The 22482-nt window shown below is 74.4% G+C and carries 21 protein-coding genes and 2 pseudogenes; 13 read left to right on the top strand and 10 right to left on the bottom strand.

Going from position 1 to position 22482, the window contains the following annotated elements:
• Positions 1-4 precede the first annotated feature (4 nt).
• On the top strand, positions 5-2194 hold the full coding sequence (locus ACOBQU_RS01495; protein WP_423623868.1) for an NACHT domain-containing protein: 2190 nt from the start codon (positions 5-7) through the stop codon (positions 2192-2194).
• 16 nt (positions 2195-2210) lie between these two features.
• Here ACOBQU_RS01495 and ACOBQU_RS01490 read toward each other — a convergent pair whose 3' ends face one another.
• From ACOBQU_RS01490 to ACOBQU_RS01455, 8 genes are all read right to left on the bottom strand, one after another.
• On the bottom strand, positions 2211-2870 hold the full coding sequence (locus tag ACOBQU_RS01490) for an O-methyltransferase (RefSeq protein WP_423623867.1): 660 nt from the start codon (positions 2868-2870) through the stop codon (positions 2211-2213).
• Positions 2849-3424 carry an adenylyl-sulfate kinase gene (locus ACOBQU_RS01485; protein WP_423623865.1) on the bottom strand — a complete coding sequence of 192 codons (576 nt, stop codon included), beginning with the start codon at positions 3422-3424 and terminating at the stop codon, positions 2849-2851. Before ACOBQU_RS01485 ends, ACOBQU_RS01490 begins: the two co-directional genes overlap by 22 nt.
• On the bottom strand, positions 3421-4164 hold the full coding sequence (locus tag ACOBQU_RS01480; protein ID WP_423623863.1) for an NTP transferase domain-containing protein: 744 nt from the start codon (positions 4162-4164) through the stop codon (positions 3421-3423). Before ACOBQU_RS01480 ends, ACOBQU_RS01485 begins: the two co-directional genes overlap by 4 nt.
• Entirely contained in the window at positions 4161-4886 is a 726-nt protein-coding gene (locus ACOBQU_RS01475) for a gamma-glutamyl-gamma-aminobutyrate hydrolase family protein (protein ID WP_423623861.1), read from the bottom strand. Before ACOBQU_RS01475 ends, ACOBQU_RS01480 begins: the two co-directional genes overlap by 4 nt.
• Positions 4883-5476, bottom strand: coding sequence for a PEP-utilizing enzyme (locus ACOBQU_RS01470; RefSeq protein ID WP_423623859.1), 594 nt, complete (start codon positions 5474-5476; stop codon positions 4883-4885). Before ACOBQU_RS01470 ends, ACOBQU_RS01475 begins: the two co-directional genes overlap by 4 nt.
• A 276-nt stretch (positions 5477-5752) precedes the next feature.
• Positions 5753-7204 (bottom strand): hypothetical protein, encoded by a 1452-nt coding sequence (locus tag ACOBQU_RS01465; RefSeq protein WP_423623857.1) that lies wholly within the window; start codon positions 7202-7204, stop codon positions 5753-5755.
• Entirely contained in the window at positions 7201-7986 is a 786-nt protein-coding gene (locus ACOBQU_RS01460) for a class I SAM-dependent methyltransferase (protein WP_423623856.1), read from the bottom strand. Before ACOBQU_RS01460 ends, ACOBQU_RS01465 begins: the two co-directional genes overlap by 4 nt.
• Positions 7987-8090: 104 nt before the next feature.
• Positions 8091-9011, bottom strand: coding sequence for a sulfotransferase domain-containing protein (locus ACOBQU_RS01455; RefSeq protein ID WP_423623854.1), 921 nt, complete (start codon positions 9009-9011; stop codon positions 8091-8093).
• Between the two features lie 387 nt (positions 9012-9398).
• Between ACOBQU_RS01455 and ACOBQU_RS01450 the strand changes: the two genes are divergently transcribed.
• The 7 genes and pseudogenes from ACOBQU_RS01450 to ACOBQU_RS01420 all read left to right on the top strand — a co-directional run bounded on the left by ACOBQU_RS01450 (position 9399) and on the right by ACOBQU_RS01420 (position 14926).
• On the top strand, positions 9399-11114 hold the full coding sequence (locus tag ACOBQU_RS01450) for an HAL/PAL/TAL family ammonia-lyase (protein WP_423623852.1): 1716 nt from the start codon (positions 9399-9401) through the stop codon (positions 11112-11114).
• A 13-nt stretch (positions 11115-11127) separates the two neighbouring features.
• A complete protein-coding gene (locus tag ACOBQU_RS01445; RefSeq protein WP_423623849.1) occupies positions 11128-12462 on the top strand; it encodes a Rieske 2Fe-2S domain-containing protein in 1335 nt (444 codons plus the stop codon).
• Positions 12459-13346 (top strand): annotated as a pseudogene (locus ACOBQU_RS01440) (AMP-binding protein); the annotation flags it as partial. The gene ACOBQU_RS01445 and the pseudogene ACOBQU_RS01440, both read left to right, overlap by 4 nt.
• 56 nt (positions 13347-13402) lie before the next feature.
• Entirely contained in the window at positions 13403-13876 is a 474-nt protein-coding gene (locus ACOBQU_RS01435) for an AMP-binding enzyme (protein ID WP_423623848.1), read from the top strand.
• A 95-nt stretch (positions 13877-13971) separates the two neighbouring features.
• Positions 13972-14310, top strand: coding sequence for a hypothetical protein (locus tag ACOBQU_RS01430; RefSeq protein ID WP_423623846.1), 339 nt, complete (start codon positions 13972-13974; stop codon positions 14308-14310).
• 68 nt (positions 14311-14378) lie between these two features.
• Positions 14379-14750 (top strand): annotated as a pseudogene (locus tag ACOBQU_RS01425) (EF-hand domain-containing protein); the annotation flags it as partial.
• Between the two features lie 17 nt (positions 14751-14767).
• Positions 14768-14926: a hypothetical protein gene (locus tag ACOBQU_RS01420; protein ID WP_423635011.1), complete on the top strand. Its 159-nt coding sequence runs from the start codon at positions 14768-14770 to the stop codon at positions 14924-14926.
• A gap of 137 nt (positions 14927-15063) precedes the next feature.
• Here ACOBQU_RS01420 and ACOBQU_RS01415 read toward each other — a convergent pair whose 3' ends face one another.
• The gene (locus ACOBQU_RS01415; RefSeq protein ID WP_423623844.1) at positions 15064-15747 is read right to left on the bottom strand and encodes a helix-turn-helix domain-containing protein; all 684 of its coding nucleotides are present in this window, start codon (positions 15745-15747) and stop codon (positions 15064-15066) included.
• A 503-nt stretch (positions 15748-16250) separates the two neighbouring features.
• Positions 16251-17150, bottom strand: coding sequence for a universal stress protein (locus ACOBQU_RS01410; RefSeq protein ID WP_423623842.1), 900 nt, complete (start codon positions 17148-17150; stop codon positions 16251-16253).
• A 125-nt stretch (positions 17151-17275) separates the two neighbouring features.
• Here ACOBQU_RS01410 and ACOBQU_RS01405 point away from each other — a divergent pair, with 125 nt between their 5' ends.
• The 5 genes from ACOBQU_RS01405 to ACOBQU_RS01385 all read left to right on the top strand — a co-directional run bounded on the left by ACOBQU_RS01405 (position 17276) and on the right by ACOBQU_RS01385 (position 22480).
• Complete coding sequence (locus ACOBQU_RS01405; protein ID WP_423623840.1) at positions 17276-17773, top strand: hydrogenase maturation protease; 498 nt, start codon at positions 17276-17278, stop codon at positions 17771-17773.
• A gap of 53 nt (positions 17774-17826) precedes the next feature.
• Positions 17827-18279 carry an acylphosphatase gene (locus ACOBQU_RS01400; RefSeq protein WP_423623838.1) on the top strand — a complete coding sequence of 151 codons (453 nt, stop codon included), beginning with the start codon at positions 17827-17829 and terminating at the stop codon, positions 18277-18279.
• Between the two features lie 128 nt (positions 18280-18407).
• A complete protein-coding gene (locus ACOBQU_RS01395) occupies positions 18408-21203 on the top strand; it encodes a GNAT family N-acetyltransferase (RefSeq protein WP_423623837.1) in 2796 nt (931 codons plus the stop codon).
• 31 nt (positions 21204-21234) lie between these two features.
• A complete protein-coding gene (locus ACOBQU_RS01390) occupies positions 21235-21957 on the top strand; it encodes a CBS domain-containing protein (protein ID WP_423623835.1) in 723 nt (240 codons plus the stop codon).
• Between the two features lie 13 nt (positions 21958-21970).
• Entirely contained in the window at positions 21971-22480 is a 510-nt protein-coding gene (locus tag ACOBQU_RS01385; RefSeq protein WP_423623833.1) for a flavodoxin domain-containing protein, read from the top strand.
• Positions 22481-22482 lie beyond the last annotated feature (2 nt).

The following is a 22482-nucleotide window of genomic DNA, read 5'->3' as shown; positions in this document are numbered from 1 at the left end:
TCCGATGAGACGTCCCTCGCAGTTCACCATGGTGTCGGTCTTCGTGCTGACCGTGCTGGTCATCCCCTTGGCCAGCAACATCGCCGGAAACGCCGTACCCGAGCCGGTACGCCCCTACCTGTGGCTGGCGTGGCCCGTCGCGGCCGCGGCGGCGGTGACCGCGGCGGTACTGGAAGTGCGCCGCCGCCACGAGGCAGCGGCGCTGGCCTACGTGGGAAGCGAGGGCGAGGAGCGGCTGCGCCACGCGGCACAGGAACTGGCGCTGACCGTCCACCGGCAGTGGAGCGCCGAGGCCCAGAAGCGGATGCTGCACCGGCCGCAGCCGCTCCAGGTGAGATGGTCCTCCACCGGCCGTCCGGTCACCGCGTCCGCGGCCGCCGTCCTCGGCGAGGACGCGGTGGGCGGGCGGCCGGTCCGGCTCCGCCTGCACGGCGGGATCGACGACATCACGCAGAAGTACGTACAACTGCCCAAGCGGCGACTGGTGTTGCTGGGCGCGCCAGGGGCGGGCAAGACGGTGCTGGCCGTGCTGCTGACCCTGGGGCTCGTGCAGCACCAGCGGGAACACGGAGGGCCGGTGCCCGTGCTGCTCTCCCTCTCGTCGTGGGACCCACGTGCCGAGCACGTGCACGCCTGGGTGGTCCGTCGGCTCACCGAGGACTACCCGGCACTGGTGAACTCCGAGGTCTTCGGCCCCCAGGCGGCCTCGCGGCTGGTCACCGACGGGCACGTCGTGCCGATCCTCGACGGCCTCGACGAGATCCCCGCCGAACTCCACACGGCGGCCATCGACGCGCTGGACCACATCGCGCCCGGCAGCCCCTGGGTGATCACATGCCGCAGCGAGGAGTACGAGGCAGCGGTGGCGGCTGGCGGCACGGTGCTCACCGCCGCCGCGGTGGTGGAACTGGAACCGGTCGGCGTGCGCGAGGTCACCGCGTTCCTGTCCGAGGGCGCCGCACCGGACGGCGGCCGGTGGACGCCCGTGCTGGCCCGGATGCGTGCCTGCCCCGACGGGCCGCTGGCCCGGGCGCTGTCCTCACCGCTGATGGCGGCCATGGCCCGGGTCATCTACTCCCCGCCCACGAGCGATCCCGCCGAACTAGTCGACTCCGTCCGCTTCCCCGACCAGGACGCCGTCGAGGGACACCTGCTGGACGCGTTCATCCCCTCCGCCTACGCCCAGCACCCACCGCCCCCGGACGCCCGGCCGGGCAGCGAGCCGATCCAGTATCCACCCGAACTGGTCCGCCGCTGGTTCGCGTTCCTCGCCGTGAGGATGAACCAGCACGCGACGCGTGACCTGGCCTGGTGGCAGGTGCACTGGATCGTCCCCGCCGCCGGACGGCGCCTCATGGGCATCGTCCTCGAACTGCTCACGGGCATCGTCGCGGGGCTCGGCGTGGCGCTCGGGCTCGGCCTCTCCGTCGGCGTGCTCGCCGGACTCGCGGGCGGCCTCAGCGCGGGCCTGGTGGCCATGGCCCCCTCCCGCCCCGGCTACGTCAACCTCCAGATACGCGGTCGCCAGCGACTCTTCGGCCGGAAGCTGGTCCTCGGCCTGGCCATCGGCCTCATGATGGGAGTCGGAGCCCTGTGCGCCTTCGGCCTCGCGGCGGGGCTCGGGGTCGAGACGGGCGGCGGTCTGGAGTCCGCCGCGAAGGCCGCCAGCACGGCCGGGCTCAGCGTCGGGATCACCTTCGCGGCCATGATGTGGCTCAACGCCCCGGCCGACACGATCCGTTCGCCCAGCGCCCAGGCCTCGCTGCGCGATGACCGGCTGGTCAGCGGGGTTCGGCTCGTCGTGGAGTCCTTCGGCTCGGGCCTGCTGGCCGGTCTCACCACCGGCCAGCACGGATTCGGCCTGGACGTCGACGTCACCTGGGCGCTGACCGCCGGGCTCGGCGGCGGACTCGCCGTGGGCGTGGCCGGGCGGCTCACCGGCCGCTTCCAGACCGGCCTCGCCGCCAGCACCTGGGGCTGGTACTCGCTCAGCCGCGCCTGGCTGTCCCTGCGCGGCCGTCTGCCGTGGCGGCTGATGCGCTTCCTCAACGACGCCCACGAGCGCGGCGTGCTGCGCCAGGCCGGAGCGGTCTACCAGTTCCGCCACGCTCGCCTCCAGGACCGCCTGGCCGCCCCGGCCCCGGTGCGCGACGCGCCTCGCCACGGGGGCCACCGTCCCGCACGCAGGCCCTGAACCCGCGCCGGACCGGTCACCGTACCCGCGCGATGGTCATCCCGTCGGCCACGGTCAGCATCGCGGCCTCGACGCGTGCGTCCCGGGCGACCAGGGCGTTCAACTCGCTGATCGCGCGGGTCCGTTCGTCGGTGCCGGGGCCGTCGACGACGGCTCCCTTCCACAGGACATTGTCCACGACGATCAGGGCGCCCGGCCGCATGCGGGGGACGAGTTCGGTCCAGTAGCGGGGATAGTTGACCTTGTCGGCGTCGATGAAGGCGAAGTCGAACCGGGTGCCGGTGGAGAGGCAGCGCAGGGTCTCCAGGGCCGGGGCGAGCCGCAGGTCTATCCGGTCACGGATGTTCTCGCGCCGCCAGTGCGCGTCCGCCACCGCGGTCCACTCCTCGTGGACGTCGCAGGTCATCAGGCGGCCGCCGGGCTGGAGGCCGCGGACGATGGCCAGCGCGGACAGGCCCGTGAAGGTTCCGATCTCGATGGCGTCCCGGGCGCGGGCGGTCTTCACCAGCAGCGTGAGGAACGCGCACTGCTCCGGGGCGAGCTGCATGTCGGCCCGGTCGCCCGTGACGCGCCGCGTGGTGTCGATGAGGTCCCGTGCCACCGGCCCGAGCGGCAGGGAGTGGGCCAGGACGTACGGGCGAAGCCGGGCGTCGGTCAGCGAGTGGATGCTGGGCACGGCGGTGCCTCCCCTGGGGCCGGAGCGGATGGGCGCGGCGCGCGGACGGCCAGCAGCGCCGCGATGCGGTCGGCGGCCACCACCGGTGTGACGTCGCCGTAGTTGTCGATGGCCAGATCGGGGCGCACGGGGAACTCGGCGGGGATGCCGACGCCGACGGTGTCGGCGTCCCCGCCCCGGCCGTCCGCCGGTCCGTACAGGTGCGGGCGGGCGCCGCGCAGGCGCAGCTCGTCGAGCGGCACCCTCAGCCAGACCTCCACGTACCCGGGCGCGTGCGCGCGGTTCCAGGCGTGCACCTCGTGGAAGAGCGACACCGTCGCGCAGAGCACGAGGTGCCCCTGGGTGGCGAGTTCACAGGCCAGGCGGGCGTAGAACAGGGCGAGGCGGCGGCGTTCACCGGCCGAGTGGCCCGGCCGGTACGGGAGGACGCCGCGCAGCCGGTCGCCGTCGAGCAGGACCGGCGACCGGTCCTCCAGCCGGTGCCGCAGCAGCTGTGCGACGGTGCTCTTGCCGCTGCCCGCGAGCCCCGTGATCCACACGACGCCGCCGGTCATCGGGCGACCCCGGCGGCATCGAGCCGACGTACCACGTCGAGGCCGACCTCCAGGTCCGCGGGACGGTCGAACTCGCACCACGGCCCGTCCACGGGCACGGTCATGACGGGCAGCGAGCAGGTGCGCACGAGGTGCCCGAGGGCGCCCGTCATATCGAGCCCCGCCAGGTCACCCGCGGCCCGTCGCGCCTGGAGGACCGCCCAGGCGTCGGGGGTGAACCGGAGCAGTCCGATGTACTGGCCCTGGGCGTCCTCGACGCTGTGCGCCCGGCCGCCGATGTCGATGAGGCGCCCCGAGGCGTCCTGGCGGAAGCGTTCGGCGTCCGCGAACGGGTCGTCGAGGCGTCGGCTCCACAGCGCGAGCCAGTCCGGGTCGTGGACGAGGGCCAACGGGGCCCGGGAGTGGGCCAGTCGGCGTGCGGTCGCGGCGGAGTACACGATGTCCCCGTAGCTCACCAGGACCGGCCCCGCGCTCAGCCAGGCGTCGGCGGCGGCGAGGGAGTCGACCATGGTGGTGCGCGCCCAGCGCGGGTTGTGGAACAGCCGCAGGCCGGTGGCGGCGAACGCGTCGGGCTGCCAGCCGGTGACCACCGCGACCTCGTCGGCCCCGGCGGCGCGCAGGGCGGCGACCTGCCGGTCCAGCAGGCTGCGCCCGGCGATCTCCATGAGGCACTTGGGGCGGTCAGCGGTGTACGGGCCCATGCGTGACCCGCGCCCCGCCGCGAGGACCACGGCCTTCATCGTCGCCCGCCTTCCGCCGGGACGCTCCGGTGTGCCTCGTGTTCCTCGTGCGGGACGGTGGCCCGGGGTGTCGTACCGAACAGCGTGCTGACGAGGCCGATGTCCTGCGGGGAGAAGGGGGACTCCCGCTCGGGGTGCCACATCACGCCGGTGACCGGGGCGTCGGTGTGTCCGACCGCCTCGACCACGCCGTCGCAGTGGGCGGTGGCCACCAGGGGTGCGGGCACCCGGGCGGCGGCCAGGCGGTGGTAGCTGTTGACGGCGCGCGGTCCCTCCGCGGTGAGCACGTCGTGGCGGGTGGCGACATGGCCCGCGACGGGCGAGAGCCGGGCCCCGAAGTAGTCCATGATCATCTGGGTGCCGCGGCAGACGCCGAGGACCGGCCGGTGCCCGGCGAGCGCCCAGTCGAGCAGGGCGCGCTCGGTGGCGTCACGGCCGGGTGACGTACCGCCGTACGCGGCGAGGCTGTCGCCCCCGGTGAGGATCACGCCCGCGAGCCGCAGGCCGCGCGCGGTCCGTACGGCGGTCTCCGGGTCGTTCGGCAGCGGGACCCCGGTGAGCCCGCAGGCCGTCAGGAAGGGGAACCAGCGGGCGTCGAGGCCGTAGCGCACCTCCTGGAACTCGTCGGGCGCCAGGGTGCGCTGGGTGATCCCCACCGGGACCCACGCGGCTGCGCCGAGGGGCGCGGCCGCCGTCTTCGCCGTCGTGCGCTCCGTGGTCATGGCAGCGGGGTCACCATGCCGCTCATCGCGTCGATCTCCACCATCCGGGCCCGGGACCAGAGCCGGAACACTTCCTCGCCCACGCCGATGACCGCGGGCAGGCCCAGCTCCTGGGCCCGGATCGCCATGTGCGAGTTGACCCCGCCGAAGGCCGTGACCAGTCCGGCGACGCCCCGCGCGAACATCCAGTCGTAGCCGGGGTCGGCGCTGGCGACGAACGCGATGGCGCCGTCCGGCGGGTCCCCGTCGTCGATGAGGGCCACGGGCCCCACGACCCGGCCGTCGGTGACGTAGTTCGGCTGCGCGGCGCCGGTGGCAAAGCTCCAGACGTCGCCGGGGCCGCTGACGAGCGGCGGCAGGCACACGGCCCGGCTCGCCTCCCACTCGGCCCGCCCCCGCTCCGCCGCCCGGCTCAGCGTCCCGGCGTCACGGGTGGCCGTGCCGTCGGGCCCGGTCAGGTCGTCGACGGTGGTGAAGGAGAGCGTCTCGGCGGTGAGGCCGAGCCGTTCGCCGTGCAGGGACAGGTCGGCCAGGAGGTCGCTCAGGACCCGGGTGAAGACGAACTTGGCGGCCTCCCGGCCGCGGATCACCTCGCCCGCGAAGGCGAGGAACCCCTCGGTGGAGCACTCAAGGCCCGCCCCGGCCAGGGCCCGGCCGATCGCCCGGGCCTGGGCGGGGAGGGGACGAACACCGGGGGCGGGCCGGGCGCGGGGCCGCGCGCGGACCAGTCGAAGTAGCGGTCCGGGGCCTGGTCGTAGCGGGGGACAGGACGTCGTAGGCCCGCGGGCGCAGATGGCCGTACCGCTTGAGGAACACCTCCCGCTCCAGGGTGTGGAAGTCGCGCCGCAGCTCGCCGCTGATCAGGCTCAGGCCGCGCAGGAAGGCCGTCCTGTCGTGCGGCTCCAGGGCGCCCTCGGCGACCAGGCCGTCGAGCAGGTCGGTGGCCACGAAGGCGGCGCGCGCGAGCCCGGCGAAGGGCAGTGTGCCGTGCTCGACGCACAGGGCGAGGCGCCCGGCCACGTCGGGCGCGCCGGGCGTCGCCGGGCGGGGGAGCCCCGAGGCCAGCCCGCGCAGCTGCTCCAGGTCCCGCCGCCACCGGGATCCCGTGACCATCCGCGAGGTGAGGGCGCGCAGGCTGCGGGCCAGCGCCCCGGCCCGCTCCGGGGCAGCCCGTGCCGGACGAGGTCCGCGAGCCGCCGGTGGGCCCCGGGGGCGTAGCAGGACAGCACGGCCCGGGTCTCGAACTTGTCGTGCAGCTCGGGGTGTTGGGCCAGTTCGCCGGTCCAGTGCGTGACGAGCCAGCGGGCGGTGGCGGGGGCCACGTCGGCGGGGACGAGCGAGGCGGCACTGGCCCGCACGTCGACGTAGGGCAGCCCCGCGAAGTCCACGAGCAGGGGCACGCCGCGCAGGTCGCGGTACCCGTACCGGGCCCTGGCGCGGGCCCAGGCGCGGTCGGTGATCAGCCGCCAGTACAGCGACAGGGCCAGCGGGCGCGGATGGGTGCCGATGATCTCGGCGGGATTCCAGTCGGGCATGACGCCGAAGAGCGCGGGGCGGCCGCAGCGGTCCTCCTGGTCCCGGCAGGCACGGGCCACGGCGTCGGACACCCGGGCCAGGTGCCGGTGGTGGGCGGGCGCGGACGGCTGGCGGCGGGGCGCGGCGAGCGGCCTCGCCTGAAGCAGGATCAGCTCCTCGTCCCGCGTCACGGCGAACTCCACGTCCAGGGCGTCGACACCCGTCAACTCCTCCAGTTCCCAAAGGAGTTCGACCACGGCGGCGACGCGCGGCCCCGGAGCCACCGCCCGGGGCGCCCCGGCGGCCCCGTACCAGGTGCGCAGTGCGCGGCCCCGCCCGCTGGTCACGCCGTCGGTCCGGGCCCCAGGGCCCTCGACCCAGCTCACGACCCGGTACGGGGCGCCCGTGGCGGGGTGGCGCGAGCAGGCCACTCCGCTCATGACGGGACGCGTCAACTCGGGCTGCACGAGCACCTGGTCACGGGGGAGCGGACAGTGGTACGAGCGCACCACCTCGTCGACCGCGTCGGCGAGGGCGGCCCGGCCGCGCACGCCCGCCACCGACCGGAAGCGCCCGGCCAGCGAGCCGTTCGCGGCGTCCTCGCCGTGACCGCTGCTGCGCACGATGAGCGGACCCGGCGACCACGGCTCGGCGAGGACCCGGTCCAGCACCGCCGCCCGGTCCGCGCGCCACTCGGTGAGCGTGAAGTGGACCAGCGGCAGGACCCGGGCCGAGGTGAGGACCGGAGCGAGGCGCGCGAGTGACGCGGCCTTGGTGCCGAGGCGGACGCGACCGGGCGTCACCGCTCGGTGTCCCGCTCGTGCGGGGCCGCCTCCGGCAGGCGGCGAGCGGCCCACACCCGGGTCAGATAGGGCACGTCGAGCCACTCCCCGGCTTCGCGGAGCACAAGGGCGCGGATCTCCTCGACGACCTCACCGAAGGCGGGGCCCGCGCCCCGGGCCAGATGGGCGTGCGAGTACCAGGCGTCGCACCAGCCGCGCGCGGCCACCCGGTGCACGACCTCCCCGTACAGCCGGAGCGGTTCGCCGAACACGCCGCTGGCGCGGACGAAGGGCGTCTGGTCCTCGTCCCGCACGGGCATCTCGTAGCCGGGGACGCGGGCGTGGATCAGTTCCTCGATGCGGCGCTGCAACGGGTCGTGGAGGACGCGGTGCAGGAAGGCGCAGGCGAACCAGCCGCCGGGGCGCAGGATCCGCGCGCTCTCGCGCAGGGCCCGCGGCCGGTCCGTGTGGTGGAAGGACGAGCCGAAGACCACCAGCGAGAAGCCGCCGGACGGCAGGCCGGTGTCCTCCGCCGTGGTGGCGTGCCAGGTGACGTCCGCGTACCCGGCGGTGCGGCGCAGCCCGGCGGCCCGCATGGCGGCGTTCGGCTCCACCGCGTCCAGGCGCAGCCCCCGGTCGAGCAGCGGGACCGTCAGGTGCCCCTGCCCGGCGCCGACGTCGCACACCCGGTCGCCGGGCCGCAGGGCCGTGACCGACACCAGGGCGTCCAGGACCTGGGGGACGTACGGCGGCCGGTTGCCGTAGGTCGGCGCGTACGGGGTGTAGTCGGTCGTCGTGGTCACGGGCCCTCCTCGCCAGCGCTGCGTCACCGTGCTCTGGTCACCGTCTGCGTTCCGCCCCTGCCGTCGTGGCGCGACACCCCCTGCCGTCGTGGCGCGGGGCGCCGTCACCGTGCCTCCTCGGGCGTCCCGTCACCCGGAGGCAGGTGGTAGCCGAAGCGGGCCGCCGCCGACCGCAGCCGGGGCTCGGCGAAGGCGGCGGCGAGACCGGACGCGTCGAACCACTCGCGCCACTCCCCGACCTTGCCGCGGCGCAGCAGCCGCAGGTCCCGGCCCCGGTCCGGCGCCTGGCGCGTGCTGACGGCGTCCTCGTGGGCCCGCATGGCCTCGAAGGTGCTCAGGCCCGCCGCCAGCCGGATCTCGTCCCGCGTGCGGTCGACGCCGAAGCGGGCGAGCAGCGCGGCCACCACGTCCACGGGGTCGGACTTGAGGTCCTCGAACCGCACGACCACGAACGGTTCGAAGCGCTCCGACGCCCGCCACCACCGCTCGTGGAGCTGCGTCCAGCGGTCGATCGGTGTCTCGGCGTGGATGGCGGGCCGGGCGAGGAAGTCCGCGAAGTCGTCGGGCGGTGCACCGGCCTCGGGCCACCAGAGGGGAGCGAAGTCCCGGTACCACCGGAAGAAGGAGTACACCGCGTCGCGCGGATCGCGGACCAGGAGGACGTGACCGCCCAGGGCGACACCGTCGTAGGCGTCCGGATACAGCTGGTTCTTCACGAAGCGGGGCTCACCGGAGCGGCCGCGCGCCCCCGCGGCGTCCAGCTTCGCCGTCGCGGCGAGGCGGCGCCGGTAGGCGAGGTGACCGTCCAGGACGCGGGCGCGGCCCTCCTCGTCCACCACCTCGGAGTAGGGATCGAGGTGGTCAATGCCCAACTCGATGAGGACGTTGCCGATGAGGGAGGCCCCCGAGCTGGCGTAACTCGTGATCAGAACGTCCTGGCGGCCCAGCTTCCTGGCGTTCCCGCGGTGCAGCGCCATGATGTCGAGGCCCGCGCCCGCGGCGGCCGTCGAGAGGTCTTCGGTCACGGGGGCGACAGTAGGGCGGCGCCGGGGCGGCAGGAAGGAACCGGTGGTGCCAGCACGTGCTCCGCCGCCCTCAGCGGTACCGGCAGCGCGCCTGCTGGTACCGGCGCTTCCTCCCTCCCGGGGCCGGGTGCTCCTACAGTGGGCCCCCGTCGCACCCCTCTCCCGCACCGGCGCCAACCGGCCGTGACTCCACCACACAGAGGTGATCGTGCACGTCAAGGGAGTTCCTCGGGACACGTCGCCAGCGCACCACCCCGCCGTACGAACGCGGGCCCCGCGCCCCGCCGTACAAAGCGCCGTCCAAAGCGCCGCACGAAGCACCGTGCGAGCCGTACGAGCCGTACGAGCCGTACGAGCCGTACGAGCCGTACGAAGGGAGCGTGAACGGTGAGCGCGGACACGGCGCTGCCCGACCCGCGCCAGCCGCCCGCGCCCGCGGCGGCGGATCCGGCCCGGCACCTGACCCTGGGCGCGGACTCCCTCACCAGCGGGCGCGTGGCCCGCTTCGCCCGCGCACCCGAGGAGTGGAGCATCGGGCTCGACGCGCGGGCCGCGCCGCGCATCGAGGCGTCGCGGGAGTTCAAGGACGCGCTCGTGGCCACGGGAGCGCCCCTGTACGGGGTCACGACGGGCTTCGGCGCCAGCTCCGACCAGCACGTCGGCGTCGGCCAGGCCGCGGAGCTGCAGCGCAACCTCGTGCTCTACCACCTCAACGGCACCGGGCCGACGGCCGGACCGGACGTCGTGCGCGCCACCCTGCTCATTCGCGCCAACTGCCTGGCCCGCGGCTACTCGGGTGTCCGCCGCACCGTCGTCGACCTGCTGCTCGGCTGCCTCCGGCACGACATCCTGCCGCTCGTCCCCGAGCGCGGTTCGGTCGGCGCCAGCGGGGACCTGGTCCCGCTGAGCTACCTCGCCCACGCGCTGACCGGCGCGGGCGAGGTGCTGGCCCGCGGCGTGCGGATGCCCGCGCGCGAGGCCCTGCGCCGCCACGGACTGACCGCGCTGGTACCGGAGTCCAAGGAGATCCTCGCGCTGATCAACGGCACCTCCTTCATGGCGGGCTTCGCCGTGGTCGCGCTCTGGGACGCGACGCGCATCGCGCGCGTGGCGGACCTGTGCGCCGCGATGTGCTCCGAGGCGCTGCACGGCAATCAGGGGCACTTCGATCCGGCTCTGCACCGGCACAAGCCGCATCCGGGCCAGGTGCGCTCGGCCTCCCGGATCGGCGCCTGGCTGCACGGCTCCGGGCTCTCCCGCCCCCGGGGAGGGGCACCGCCCGCCGCCGGTCCCCGGATCGGCGACCACGCCCACCGGCGGCTGTCCCGGCCCGTCCAGGACCGCTACTCGCTGCGCTGCGCGCCCCATGTCGTCGGCGTCCTGGAGGACACGCTCGACTGGGCGGGCCGCTGGCTCGACGTGGAGATCAACTCGACCAACGACAACCCGGTGTTCGACCCGGTGGCCCCCGACGCGCTGAACGGCGGCCACTTCTACGGCGGCCACGTGGCCCACGCCATGGACTCGCTGAAGGCGGCCGTCGCGAGCGTCGGCGACCTCCTCGACCGGCAGCTCTCCCTGATCGTCGACGAGAAGTTCAGCAACGGCCTGCCCGCGAACCTCGTCCCGCCGCCGGGCAGCGCGCAGGCCAACGGCAACCGCGCGGGCCTCCACCACGGCTTCAAGGGCATGCAGTTGGCGTGTGCCGCGCTGACGGCGGAGGCGCTCAAGCTCACCATGCCCGCCAGCGCCTTCTCCCGCTCCACCGAGGCCCACAACCAGGACAAGGTCAGCATGGGCACCATCGCCGCCCGCGACGCCCGCGACGCCGTCGAACTGGTCCGGGAGGCCGCGGCCATCCATGTGATCGCCCTGTGCCAGGCGCTGGAGCTGCGCGACGCCGACGGGCACCGCTCGTCGCCCGCGATCCGCGCGGCACGCCGACTCGTCCGCGCGCACGTCCCGTTCGTCACGAACGACCGCCGCATGGACCGGGACATCGCAGCCGTCGTGGCACTGATCCGCGAGGGAGCCCTCACGGACCACGCCCACGCGCCCGGCGGCAGCCCGCCCCCACCACCAGCCCCCGACCCCCACACGTGAAGGAGGGCCCGCCATGCTCTCCGCGGAACGCAACGAGACCCTCACGCGCTACGGCGCGGGCACGCCCATGGGCGAACTGCTGCGCCGCTACTGGCTGCCCGTCGCCATCACCGCCGACCTGCCCCGGCACGACCTGCGCAAGGTCCGCCTGCTGGGCGAGGACCTGGTGCTCTACCGGCTCGCCGACGGCACCGCGCACCTGCTGGAGGACCGCTGCCCGCACCGCGGCGTGGCCCTGTCGTACGGGATGCTGGAGGCGCGCGGCATCCGCTGCCCGTACCACGGCTGGATGTTCGACGGCTCGGGCCGCTGCCTGGAACAGCCGGGCGAGCCCGCCGATGCGGCGTTCGCGCGGCGGGTGCGGGCCCGCTCCTACCCGGTCAGGGAGCTGGGCGGCCTCGTCTTCGCCTACCTGGGCCCCGGCCCGGCTCCCGAGCTGCCCCGCTACGACCTGTTCTGCTGGGACGACGCGATCCGGGACGTCGGCCACGCCACCGTGCCCGCAAACTTCGCGCAGATCATGGAGAACGCCGTCGACCTCGACCACGTGGCCTGGCTGCACGGCCGCTACAGCCAGTGGCTCAGCGGCCGTGGCCTGCCGGTCGACATCCCCCGCACCTTCTCGCGGCTCAACGACGAGGTGTCCTTCGAACGCGACGAGTACGGCGTCCTCATGCGCCGCAAGCTGCAGGGACAGGCACCGGGAGGCGACGACTGGACGGTGGGCCACCCCCTGGTCTTCCCGAACATGCTCCGCGTCGGCGGTGGCGGAAGCCACAGCTTCCACCTGCGGGTGCCCGTCGACGACGAGTCCACCTGGCTGCTGTGGTACACCGCCTACCGCCCCGGCGGGGTCCCCGTCCCCGACCCCGGCCCCGTCACCTCGTACGAGGTGCCCTGGCGCACGCCCGACGGGGAGTTCCGCCTCGACCACGTCGAGGGCCAGGACATCATGGCCTGGGTCACCCAGGGCACGGTGACGGACCGGACCCGGGAGCACCTGGGCACGGTGGACCGCGGGGTGATCCTCCTGCGGAAGCTGTTCTTCGAGCAGGCCGAACGGGTGCGCCGGGGACTCGACCCGATGGGCGTGTACCGCGCCCCCGCCCCCGAGGTCATCGAACTTCCCCAGGAGCAGGAGAAGTTCGGCGACGGCCTGGGGTACGTCCGGGACGTGCTGGCGGCTTCCCAGGCCCGGTTCAGTACCCGCCTCGCGGACATCAGGCGGCGCTACGCCGAGGTCGGGCTGCCTTTGGAGGGGCACCCCGGGGCCATGGCCGGCCCGGGGCTCGCGGGCACCGTGGCGGCGCGGAAGCGGTCGCGGACCGGCACCGGGGTGGCGACGTGAGCGCGGCGGCGCACCCGCACGGCCGCGCCTGGTCGGACGCGCTGTTCCTCGACGGCCCGGACGACGAGGTCTGCCTGCGGTTCGGCGCACCGGTCAGCCGCCGTGAGCTGCGGGCCGCGGTGACCGCGCAGGCGCGGCGCCTGCGGGCGGCGGGAGTGCGGCCCGGCACGTCACTGGCCGTGTCCCTTCCCCCATCGGTCGTCTACCTGACGACGCTGCTCGCCGCATGGCGCATCGGCGCGCGCGTGATCATCCTGGACCACCGCCTCACCCGCCACGAGGTGCACGGCGCCCTCCAGGCGCTCGACCCCGAGTTCCACCTCGTGTCGACCGTCACCGATCCCACCGGGCTGCTCGGCCACGTCGCGGTGGACCCCGACCGGGACCTGCGCCTCACAGCGGTCGGCTCCGGTACGGCTCCCAGCGGTCACGCGCTGGTCATGGCGACCTCGGGAGCGACGGGACCGGCGAAGGCCGTGGGGCACCGCGTCGACGACATCACCGCCCAGGTGGCGCGGTTCGCCGCGGTTGACGGCGCGCCCCGGCAGGGCGGACGGCTCGTCCTGCTCGGCTCGCTCGTGCACGGCTTCGGCGTCTACGGGGGCCTGCTGCACAGCCTGTCCGCGCGCGTGGAGGTCGTCCGGCCGCCGCAGCTCACCGCCGACGCGGTCCTGGCCGCCCTGCGGGACGCCGACGCCCCGACCACCGTGTTCGCCGTCCCCTCCCAGATCGCTTTGCTGGCGCGAGCGGCCGACCGCCCTGTGCCGGGCCTCGCGCGGGTGGTGTGCTCGGGCGAGCCACTGCGCCAGGACGTCGCCGACGCGGCGGCGGACCGCCTCGGGGTGACGGTGGGGCAGGGGTACGGCATGACCGAAGCGGGCGTGGTCGCCGCGGACTTCCACGGCACCCACTACCCGGCCGTGGGCACACCGGCCCCGGGGTGCGCGTCCGCGTCGCCGACGGGGAACTGCTGGTCGCCCTGGAGCACAGCCCGTACGTCGGTGCGGAGCCGGACGGCCGGTACACCGATGGATGGCTGCACAGCCGCGACGCCGCCGAGCAGGACCCCGTCACCGGCGCGATCACCCTGCGGGGCCGCCTGGACGCGCAGGTGTCGATCGGCGGGCAGAAGGTGGACCTGGCCGAGGTGGAGCGGACCGTGTGCGAACTGCCGGGCGTCATCGAGGCGGTGGCCGTGTACGACGGCAGGATCCGCGTGTACGCGGTGCTGGACGGGCGGGGCACCGCGCGCACGACTCAGGAGCTGGCCGTGCGGAGGCTGGCCCCGTACAAGCGCCCCCGCGTGCACGCCGTACCGGAACTGCCGCGCACCCGAAGCGGAAAGCTCATCCGCGACCCCGGCACCCTGCGCACGCTGTCGGGCCGGAACGTGCCAGCGGGGCCGGTCGCATGACGGCCCGGGAGGCGCGGGAGCGCCGGGAGTCCCGGGAGGGCCAGGAAGTCCAGGAGGCCCGTGACGTCCGGGTCCGGCGGGCGGAGATCCTCGGCATGCTCGCGTCCCGCTCGCTGCGGGAGGCCGATCCGGCGGACTCGCTCGATCTGCTGTGGCTGCTGGACGCGGTCGGCCGCCGCTATGGAGTCGGCCTCGATCTGAGCCGGGGCGACTGGTCCGGCGTTTCGAGCATGGGCGAAGCAGCCGCGCTGATCGCCCATGAGGTGATCGCTCGTGAAGTGAGCGGCGGACCGCGCAAGCCACCACCACATAAGCCACCACCGCATAAGTCACTACCACATGAGCCACCACCACATGAGACGCGCGAAAAGGAAGGAGGCGCACCGGACCCAGCCGTCGCGCACGATGCCGGGACACCCCGTGGAATTCCTTGAGGGGTGCATCCGGTACGCACGGGAAAGCCATCCATAACCGGGCGAGAACTGAAAGGTGAGGTGCACACATGCCGGGTGAGCAGGTGGAAATACAGCAGCGCAGGCTCGGTAAGGCATTCGACCTGATGGACACCGACGGGAACGGCCAGGTGGGCATCGAGGACATCGAGGCCCTGGCGGAGCGGATCACGGGACGCTTCGGGTACGCCCCCAACTCGACGCAGCACCGCGACTTCCGGCAGGCCTGCCTCGACCTGTGGCGCTTCCTGCAGAAGGAGATCGACAAGAGCGGGGACCAGAAGGTCAGCCGACAGGAGTACATCGACTACTACGTGAACGCCGACCCGGCCACCGTGCGCAAGAGCATGGCGCCGTTCGCGGAGGCGGTCTTCACCCTCATCGACGTCGACAAGGACGGAAGGATCAGCCAGCCCGAGTACGAGCGCTACCAGCGCGGGTGGGGGTGCCGCCCGAGGACATCCAGGGCAACTTCGAGCACCTCGACGTCGACGGGAGCGGCTATCTGTCGAAGGAGGAGTTCCACCAGGGGCTCAGCGAGTTCGTGTTCAGCAACGCGCCTGACGCTCCCGGGAACTTCCTGCTCGGTTCGGTCTGACCCGCCCGGTTCGGCCCGAGCGGCCGGGCCCGCCGGGACGCCCCGCCGGGCGGGACCACGCGGCCCGCGCGACGGGCTCCCCCCGTCAGGCGGAGGCGTCAGGCGGCCCCGTCAGGCCGAGGTGTCAGGCAGAGGTGTCAGGCGAAGGAATGCGTGAGGAACTGCATCCCGGCGGGCAACCGGCAGGTGACGCCGAGCAGGTCGCGCACCCCCCGGTGCGGATGCCGCAGCCGTCGTACCCGGCAGGCCGGTGGCACCCGCAGCCGCTGCTCGCGCCACAGGCCCCGGGCCTCGCCTCCCGTCGCCATCACCTTGGACACGACGCTCCTGAGGTCCTGGTCCCACGGGCGCCGGGCGCAGTGCACCCGGAGTTCGGCGACCACCGCCGCGCGTTCCTCCGCGACGGCGGCGAAGCGCTGGGCGGCGGCGTCGCCGAAGACCCAGACGGCGAAGTTGCGGTCCTCCTCGTCGAGGGCCGAGAAGTCCTCGAACCACTCCGCCGCGGGCGTGTTCCAGGCGAGCAGGTTCCAGGACGAGTCAAGGAGCAAGGACGGGTGCGGCGACTGGCGCCGGACGAACGAGACCAGTTCCGGGGGGATGCGCAGCCCTTGGCGTGTGTCCGGGGGGTCGGAGCCGACGGTCAGGAGATACAGCCGGGAAATCTCCTCGTGGTCCATCTTGAGTACGTGCGCTATCGCGTTCAGCAGTGCCTCGTTCTGCGTTGCGCACTCTCCGCGCTCGAATGCCGCGTACCACCGGGTGCTCACCCGGCAGAGAATGGCCACGTCCTCCTGTCGAAGTCCCCGGCTGCGTCGACGCATTCCCTCCGGAAGTCCGACTTCGGCGGCGCTGACCCTGGCTCTGCACGAAGTCAGGAGTTCCTGTAATTCGCTGCGCCGGTCCAGCACAGGGGAATGCGCGGGTACCGCCACTGTCCACCCCCTGCCGTAGCCGCTATCGCACCGGGTGTGTCCGCCCCCTTCTTGCACACCCGATCCAGTATGCCCAAGAGCGCATAGGGCGTAAGTCGAAATCGAGGCAACCGAATCCCGGCGAACCCTGGCTCAAATGTGTGCATGGATCATGGATGAGGGAAGCGGGTGGACGGACTTCCGGACGCGTCCGAGCGAGGGTGATTTGACACGGCAGATCTCGGCGCCGCTCCGTTCTGGTTTCCATTCCGGCAGAACTCCACCACCAGAAACTCCAGCACCGTCGCAGCGCTTTCCCGGAGAGCTGATGCCGTCGGGGCCGCCGCCCAGTGGGCCGGAATGCGGGCTCAGGCGCGCAGGACGATGGGCCGCCACCCGCCACCCGCCACCCGCTACTCGTGGGCGACCACAGCCACCGGGCAGCCCACCTGGCGGATGGCCATGTGCGCGACGTGCCCCATGTGCGCGGCCAGCTTGCTGTGCCGCACCTCGTGGCCCAGGACGAGCAGCCCCGCGCTCCGGGCGGCGCGCAGGAGCACGGGCGCGGGCCGCCCGTGCTCCACGCTCATGTGCACCGCCACCTGCGGGTACTTGTCCTGCCACGGTTCGAGCAGCGACTCAAGGACCCACTCGGCGTCCCGTCGCGTCGCCGCGTGCCGTGGGTCGCCCGTGCCCGCCGCGCGCGCGTGGGGCGGTCGCCAGGCGTGCACGGCGTGCAGCAGCGCGGAGCGGTGCCGGGCCGTCTCGAAGGCGAAGGCGAGCAGGGAGTCACAGGAGTGCCCCGGGTCGAGCGCCACCACCACCGGGCGGTGGGAGGTCCGGGCCGAGGCCTCGCCGTCGCCGTTGGGCACATGCTCGTCGGTGGCGCCGAAGCCCGCCCGTACGAGGACCACCGGGGTGCGCGCGTGCGCCACCACCGCCATGGCCACCGATCCGGCCAGGAGACCGCCGAGGCCACCGAAGCCCTGGTTGCCGAGCACCAGCGTGTCGGCGGACTCCGCCTCCGCCAGCAGCGCGGGCACGGGCGGCCTGCGGATCTGCTCGGGGTCCAGGGACAGTTGCGGGTAGCGCTCACCCAGGCGGTCCACCGTGCCCCGCAGGATCCGCCGCGCCCAGTACCGCGGGACTCTCAACTCGGGCAGGGTCACGGGTTCCTCGTCTGGCGGCAGCCCCTCCCAGGCGTGCACCACGCGCAGCCGCAACCCGCGCCGCAGCGCTTCCCGGGCCGCCCAGTCCGCGGCGGCGACACTTTCCCGTGAGCCGTCAAGGCCCACCACGATCGGCCGGAGCATCGTCCTCACCTCCCTGTGCCGCAAGGGTCGCCCCCGTGCGCCGCGCGACACAGGGGCGCACCGGCCCTCAGCGGGAGCCGACCGGCCCCTGCACCGGGCGTCGGCCCGGTCCGACCGTGGTGCCCATGAAGGAGCGGACACGGATCGCCGTGGTGGGCGTCGGCAACGAGTACCGGCGGGACGACGGTCTGGGCCCGGCCGTCGTCGAGCGGCTGCGGCGACGGGCCGCGGCGCGACCGCTGCCCGCGGGGACGACGCTGACCACGTGCGAAGGTGAGCCCGGACGGCTGCTCGCGCTGTGGGAGGGCGCGGACCTGGCGCTGGTCGTCGACGCCGCGCACGCGCACCCCGGAACCCCCGGCCGTGTACACCGCATCGAACTGGATGCCGAACGCCTGGCGCGGCCCCCGTCCGCGACGTCCCACGGGCTCGGCCTCGGTGAGGCCGTGGAACTCGCCCGTGTGCTGGGCCGGTTGCCGGGCCGTCTGGTCGTGTACGCGGTCGAGGGCGCCGACCACTCCCTGGGCTCCGGCCCGTCACCGAGGGGCGCCGAAGTCGGACCGGTCGCCGAGTCGATCGAGGGCGAGACCGTGCGGCACCGGGACGCCGCCGCGCGGGGGTGAGACCGTGGCCCGCCAGACACGCGGCTTCGTGGTCCCTCGGGACGGTGCAGGGCGTGGGCTTCCGGCCGTTCGTGCACCGCCTCGCCCACCAGCTCGGGCTCACCGGCTGGGTCGCGAACGTGGGCGGCCACGTGGAGGGCGAGGTGGCCGGACCGGCGGACGCGGTCGCGGAGTTCGGGCGGCGGCTGCGCGCGGACGCACCGGTCCTCGCGCGCGTCCGCGACGTCGAGTGGACGGCGCCCGCCCCGCTGCTCGGCGCCCGGCCACGACGGGACGTTCCGCGTCCGGCCCAGCGGCCCGCGACGGCGAGCCGCCGCGACCCCGCGCGAGATCCCGCCCGACGCGGCGGTCCGCGCCCCCTGCCTGGAGGAGCTGTTCGCCCCACGGGACCGGCGCTACCGGTACCCGTCGCCGAAGTCGACGAAGCGGAGGCCCGCCGCACGCTCGACGTGCTGCGGTCCATGACCGAGGCGGTCGCGGGCGAACTCGGCGAGCCCCTGCCCTGAGGGCCGTTCGGCCCCCGCCCCCGGCGCCGCCCGGCCCCCCTCCGATGCCCGCCCGGCCACTGCGCCACGGCCCGCCCACGCCGGACGCTGAACACGTCGACCGACCAGACCGAAGCGCGAGGTACGCGATGACCGGCACCGCTCCCAGCTCTCCCGCACCCCGCACGACGCCCACCGCGCCGGCGCACGCCCTGCTCGCCGACGGCACCACCGTGCGCATCCGGTCCGGCGGGCCCGACGACCACGACGCCGTGCTGAGGCTGTACGAGGGCATGTCACCGGAGCACCTGCGGCTGCGGTTCTTCGCCGCGAGCCGCCGGTCGGCCGCGCAGGCCGCGGACCGTTTGCGCGGGCGTTCCGTGCCCGGCGCCCCCGCACCCGCCAGGCCCGCCGGGACCACGGGGACCACGGGGACCGCCGGGTCCGGCTACCGTGCGCTGCTCGCCGAGCACGACGGGCACCTCGTCGGCATCGCCGAGTACGAACCGGGCACCGCGCCGAGCGGCCACGGCAGCGCCGACATCGCCCTGGCCGTCGACGACCAGTGGCACCACCGCGGTGTGGGCACGCTGCTCCTGGAACACCTGGTGTCCCTGGCCCGCGCGGAGGGGATCACCGCGTTCACCGCGGACGCGCTCGCCGAGAACCACGACGTCCTCAAGGTGTTCGCGGACCTCGGCCTGAGCACGGCACGGCACTTCGACGGCGTCGAGGTGCACTGCGTCGTCCACCTCGACCAGACCGACCGCTACCTGACGTCGGTCGAGGCCCGGGGCCGCACCGCCGACGTGGCGAGCCTGCGGCCCTTGCTGCGACCGCGGTCCGTGGCGGTCATCGGCGTCGGCCGCAAACCGGGTTCGGTGGGACGCGCGGTCCTGCGCAACCTGCGCACCGGCGGGTTCACCGGCCGGGTCCTCGCGGTCAGCCCGCACGCCACCACGGTCCTGGGCGTGCACACCGCCCCCAGCGTCGCCGCGCTGCCCGAGGCGCCCGACCTCGCGGTGCTCGCCGTGCCCGCCGGGCAGGTCCCGGCCGTCGCCGAGGAGTGCGGCAAGGCGGGGGTGGGCGCCCTGGTCGTGGTCTCCTCCGGCCTCGACGCCACCACGGCGCGGGCGCTGCTCGACACCTGCCGCGCGCACGGCATGCGCCTGGTCGGACCCAACTGCCTCGGACTCGCCAACGGCGCGCCCGACGTCCGCCTCGACGCCACGTTCGCCGCCGCGCACCCCAGGCCGGGCAGCGCCGGGGTCGCCGTGCAGTCCGGCGGCGTGGGCATCGCGCTGCTCAGCGGGCTCGCCCGGCTCGGCATCGGCGTGTCCAGCTTCGTCTCGCTCGGCGACAAGTACGACGTGAGCGGCAACGACTTGCTCCAGTGGTGGGAGGGCGACGGCACCACCGACCTGGCGCTGCTGCACCTGGAGTCGTTCGGCAACCCGCGCGCCTTCTCGCGCACCGCACGGCGCGTCACCCGCGCGCTGCCCATCCTGACCGTCGACGCGGGCCGCACCGAGGCGGGCCGCGCCGCCGCGGCCTCGCACACGGCGGCGGCCGCGAGCCGCACCATGACGCGCCGCGCCCTGTTCGCCCAGGCGGGCATCACCGCCACCGACTCCGTCTTGGAACTCCTCGACGCCGCGGCCCTGCTGCACAGCCAGCCGCTGCCCGCGGGCCCCCGCGTCGCCGTGGTCACCAACGCCGGAGGCGCCGGGGTCCTGGCCGCCGACGCCTGCGTCGAGGCCGGACTGAGCCTGCCGCCGCTCGACGCCAGCCTCATCGACGACGTACTCGGCGTGCTGCCGGACGGAGCGAGCGCCACCAACCCCGTCGACGCCACCGCCGCCGTCAGCGAGGAGCAGCTCCGCGCCTGCGTGGACCGCGTCACGGCCAGCGCCTGCGTCGACGCGGTCCTCGTCGTCCTCGTCCCCACCGCGGTCGCCGCGGCGACGGGAGACGTGCTGGTCCGATCCCTCACCCACACCTCGGACCGACGCCACGCCACGCCCGTCGCCGCGGTCCTCATCGACCAGGACAAGCCAGTGCGGCTGCTGCCCGCCACCACCGGCTCCCTGCCCGCCTACGCCGAGCCGCAGGCGGCCGCCCGCGCCCTGGCCCACGCCGCCGCGCGCGCCCGCTGGCTGGCCCGTCCGCCCGGCACCATCCCCGCCCTGACCGGCGTGGACACCGGCAGGGCCCGGGAAGTCGTCGACACCTACCTGAAGCGCAACCCCGACGGGGGCTGGCTGCACCCGCGCGACGTCGCCGAGCTCCTCGACTGCTACGGCATCCCCCAACTCCCCTGGGCCTGGGCCGAGACCGAGGACGACGCGGTGCTCGCCGCCGAGCGCCTCAAGGGGCCGGACGGCCTCGTCGTCCTGAAGGCCCACTGGCCGGGCCTGCTGCACAAGGCGGAACAGCACGCCCTCCACCTCGACCTGCGCGGCGACGCCCAGGTCCGCGGCGCCTACCGGGACCTGGAGACCCGTTTCGGGCACCTGATGACCGGGGTGGTCGTCCAGCCGCTCGCCCCGCGCGGCACCGAGCTGTTCGCCGGAGTCGTCCAGGACGAGGTCTTCGGGCCGCTGGTCCTGTTCGGGCTCGGCGGCACCGCCACCGAAGTCCTCGCCGACCACGCGGCCCGCCTCGCCCCCCTCACCGACCACGACGTCCACGACCTGATCACCGCGCCGCGCTGCGCGCCGCTGCTCTTCGGACGCGGTGGCGGCGGGCCGGTCGACCTGGAAGGCCTCGAACAGCTGCTGCTGCGCCTGTCGCGGCTCGCCAGCGACCTGCCGCAGCTCGCGGAGGCCGACCTCAACCCCGTCCTGGCCCGCCCCGACCGGATCACCGCGCTCGACGTGCGGATCCGGCTGCTGCCCCGCCAGTCACGGGACCCGTACCTGCGTCAGATGCGACGGCTCGGCTGAGCCCGCGCAACGCGCCAAGGAGGCGACACACATGAAGCACAGCAAGGTCGGCACCGTCATGACGGGCGACGTCGTCACCGTCAGGCACGACACCCCGTTCAAAGAGGTCGCGCGACTCCTTGAGGAGCACCGCATCAGCGGTGTGCCGGTGGTCGAGGACGACGGCCAGGTCATCGGCGTACTCTCCGAAACCGACCTCATGGTCCGGCAGGCCGAGGCCGACGACCCCTACGAGCCCGCGCCCAGGGTGCGGTGGCGCAGGCTGCTGCCGGGGGCGCGCCAGCGTGCGGCCAAGGCCCACGCCCGTACGGCGGGACAGCTGATGTCCCGGCCCGCGCTCACCGTGTACGCCGACCACACCATCGCGGAGGCCGCCCGCACCATGGCGCGGCACCGCGTCGAACGGCTCCCCGTCGTGGACGAGGACGAGCGGCTCGTCGGCATCGTCACCCGCCGCGACCTGCTCCAGGTCTTCCTGCGGTCCGACGCCGAGATCCGCCGCGAGGTCATCGACGCCGTCCTGGTGGACACCCTGTGGCTGGCTCCGCAGACCCTGGCCGTGGAGGTCCTCGACGGCGTCGTGACCCTGCGCGGACAGGTGGAGCGGCGCAGTGAGATCCCCGTGGCGGTGCGGATGACCCAGCAGGTGGACGGCGTCGTCGACAAGCTCACCTACCGCTTCGACGACTCGCATCTGCGCCCCTCCGACGAGGCCCTCAAGGGCGTCGCCGACGACTGGCTGCGCAAGCTGTGAAGGAGGCACGGCCATGTCGCTCACGGTGCTCGTGGCCCACGGATCGACCTACGGGTCGACCGCCGAACTCGCGCGGACGGTGGGCGACACCCTGCGCGAGGCCGGTCTGGCCGTCGACGTGCGGTCCGCCGATGCCATACGGGACCTGACGCCGTACGGCGCGGTGGTCCTCGGCGGCGCCCTGTACGCCGGGCGCTGGCAGCACGGCGCCCGGCGCTTCGCCCGCCGCCACCGGCGCGCGCTGGTACGCCGTCCGGTGTGGCTGTTCAGCAGCGGCCCCCTGGACGCCTCCGCGACCGAGCGGGACGTCCCGGCGCCCCCGTCCGTGCGGCGCCTGACACTGCGCCTCGGCGCCCGCGGACACGCCACCTTCGGCGGCTGCCTCGACGAGCGGGCCCGGGGGCGCGTCGCCCAGATGATCGTCAAGTCCGGGAAGGGCGGTGACTTCCGCGACTTCGCCGCGGTGTCGGCCTGGGCCGACGGCATCGCCCGGGAGCTGCGGCCCCTGCTCAGCCAGGGGTGAGG

Origin of the sequence: Streptomyces sp. G45 (assembly GCF_049542095.1) — a bacterium.
Taxonomy (GTDB): Bacteria; Actinomycetota; Actinomycetes; order Streptomycetales; family Streptomycetaceae; genus Streptomyces.
Note: the sequence above shows the minus strand (reverse complement) of the source record. Positions and strands in the feature narration are given on the sequence as shown.